This window comes from Mesorhizobium waimense, assembly GCF_003601975.1.
GTDB lineage: Bacteria > Pseudomonadota > Alphaproteobacteria > Rhizobiales > Rhizobiaceae > Mesorhizobium > Mesorhizobium waimense.
Map to the genome: position 1 here is coordinate 1 of NZ_QZWZ01000127.1, position 2,799 is coordinate 2,799.

The window sequence follows — 2,799 nt, forward strand, 5'->3', positions numbered from 1 at the left end:
CTGCGGCGCGGCAATCAGCCTGGGAACAGCGTCAATCTGGAAGGGAGCGTCGCCAGGGGCGTCACGGAGGGAGGGCGTAGCCCGACCGGAGGGACGTTCCTGGCGACGGCGCGAACCCACATAGGGGTTCACGCCGTCTGGTGATCGCGATGTGTCGGGTGCATTTCTTCTTCCCGCTCAAAGGAAGAATGAATGCCCGGCAGACACATCACGGATCAACAATCGAGGCTCTATATGCAAAATCGCCAGAAGCACAGTGTCCCTGTCGCAGCCGCCAAATCAGGTTTCAGCCCATCGACTGGTTATCGGATCGAAGCAGACCCCCGTCCACCGAGCGAGAAGAAGGTCAAACACGAACGCCGCCGGCCTGATCCATTGGAAGGGATATTCACCGAAGAGGTGGTTCCCATGCTGCAAAGCGCTCCCGGCTTGCGCCCTGTCGGCATTCTTCGGGAGCTTTGCAAGCGTCATCCCGAACTCGGTTCTGGTATTCGCCGCACACTTGAGCGCCGGATCCGCACATGGCGCGCGAGCCATGGCGAAGATCAGGAGGTCATATTCCGGCAGGTTCATGAGCCGGGACGCATGGGGCTGTCGGATTTTACCCATGCGCCGGGCCTCAAGGTCACGATCGCCGGCGTGATCTTCGATTATCTGCTCTATCACTTCCGGCTTGCATACAGTGGCTTCGAGCATGCCGAGATTGTCGAAGGCGGCGAGAGTTTTGCCGCGCTGACAAGTGGCTTGCAGAATGCCCTTTGGTCTCTCGGCGGAGCACCGCGCGATGACCGCACTGACAGCCTTTCGGCTGCATTCCGCAATCTCAATGCCGATGCCGCCCAGGATATGACGGATCGGTATGAAGCGCTTTGTGTCCATTATGGCATGAAGGCCAGCCGCAACAATCGCGGCGTCGCCCACGAGAACGGCGCCGTCGAAGGATCCCATGGCGATCTGAAGCGGGAACTGGAGGATGCTCTTCTCCTGCGCGGAACGCGTGACTTTGCCGACGTCACCAGTTTTGCCGCCTTCATCGACGAGGTTGTCGGCCAGCGCAACGCCCGTCGGGCCAGGGAGATCGCCATTGAGCGCGAAAGCCTGCTGGCGCTGCCGCGCAAGCGCCAGCCAGAAGGCGAAGACGAGATCGTCTACGTCACCAGCAGCGGAGGTTTTACCCTTCGCCGGGTCTTCTACACCGTTCCTTCACGGCTGATCGGACATCGCCTGCGCGCACGGCTCTTCAAGGAGCATATCGAACTGTTCCTCGGCGGTACCTTCCTGATGACATTGCCGCGCGTCAGAGGCCAGCTCGGCCCCGTCCAGCATGTCGTGAACTATCATCACGTCATTCATTCGCTGCGCCAGAAGCCGGGGGCTTTGCCCAGACTCGGCTATCGCGATCAGCTCTTCCCCAGAGATGCCTATCGCAATCTCTACCATGCCGCCATGGAGGCGCTGCCGGAACGCGATGCCTGCCGTCTGACGGTGGGAACTGCTGAGCCTCGCCCATGAGCGCAATGTCGAGGCTGCACTCGCTCACGCCATCCAGGGCGAGCTCGATGCGGGAACCTTGCCGACGCTTGACGACATGCGCGCCCGGTTCGCGCCGAACCCGGCCTGTGTTCCGCAGGTTAGCGTCAATCTGGGTAAGCTGGTCGATTACGACCGGCTTATCGGCACCCGCGTGGAGGTCACGGCATGAGCCCCAACAATCCTGTCGATACCGCACGCCTGTCCCTTATGCTGACCGATCTGCGGTTACCGGGCATCTCCAGGGCCTGGCACACCTTCGCCGAGCGGGCTGACACCGAAGGCTGGCCGGCCTCCCGGCTGCTTTCGGCGCTTGCGGAGTTCGAGGTCGCCGAACGCGAAACGCGGCGTATGCAGCGCCACCTCACTGAAGCGCGTCTTCCTCCGGGCAAAACCCTCGATACCTTCGACTTCACGGCTGTGCCCATGGTCTCGAAGGCCCGGGTCATGGCATTGGTCGCAGGAGATGTCTGGTTGAAGAACGGCGCCAATCTGATGCTGTTTGGCGGGCCAGGCGGCGGAAAATCGCATCTGGCGGCCGCCATCGGCGCCGGGCTGATCGAGAATGGGTGGCGTGTGCTGTACACCCGGACCACCGACCTCGTTCAGAAACTGCAGGCCGCCCGCCGCAATCTCGATCTCGAAGGGGCCATCGCAAAGCTCGACAAGTATCATCTGCTGGTGCTCGACGACATGGCCTATGTGAGCAAGGATCAAGCCGAAACCAGTGTGCTCTTTGAGCTGATCAGTGCGCGATACGAGCGCCGCTCGCTTCTCATCACCGCAAATCAGCCCTTCGGTGAATGGGACAAGGTCTTTCCAGATAAGGCCATGACGTTGGCCGCCATTGACAGACTGGTTCATCACGCGACGATCTTCGAGATGAACGTCGAGAGCTACAGGCGCAAAACCGCAATATCCCGTTTGACGGAAAACAGCGACGGCGCGACGGCAACGCTGGCCTCAGCCCCCGCTGATTGACGCGCCGCGACAGACAAACGTCAACATAGATTGTCGCGCAAATGAAGGTCGGCCTCCCGCTTCAAACGGAGGCCGGCTTTCTTGCTGGGATCACAGCACCCGCGACAAACATCTCTCATCCAGATTGCCGCTCCGCGACAATCTAAAAGCCGGCCTCATCGACGCGCCGCGACAATGACGAAAAATACCCCTTGCAACTCACTGATCCACAGTCCATCTTCACCAAATCGCGACCACCTGACCCTTCATCCTGATCGTCGCGCTTCCCATCCAAATTGTCGCGCCACA

Annotated in this window: 1 protein-coding gene and 1 pseudogene; both read left to right on the forward strand. The window is 60.7% G+C overall.

Annotated elements, in window-relative coordinates:
• Positions 1 to 192 precede the first annotated feature (192 nt).
• Positions 193 to 1,702: pseudogene (istA, locus tag D3227_RS39995) on the forward strand (IS21 family transposase).
• Positions 1,699 to 2,511 carry an IS21-like element ISRm9 family helper ATPase IstB gene (gene istB, locus D3227_RS40000; RefSeq protein ID WP_120019427.1) on the forward strand — a complete coding sequence of 271 codons (813 nt, stop codon included), beginning with the start codon at positions 1,699 to 1,701 and terminating at the stop codon, positions 2,509 to 2,511. The pseudogene istA and the gene istB overlap by 4 nt, the downstream one beginning before the upstream one ends.
• Positions 2,512 to 2,799 lie beyond the last annotated feature (288 nt).

What these genes read in the sequence shown, in the direction of transcription:
- istB (WP_120019427.1), top strand. Translation starts at nt 1,699, where the DNA reads ATGAGCCCCAACAATCCTGTCGATACCGCACGCCTGTCCCTTATGCTG.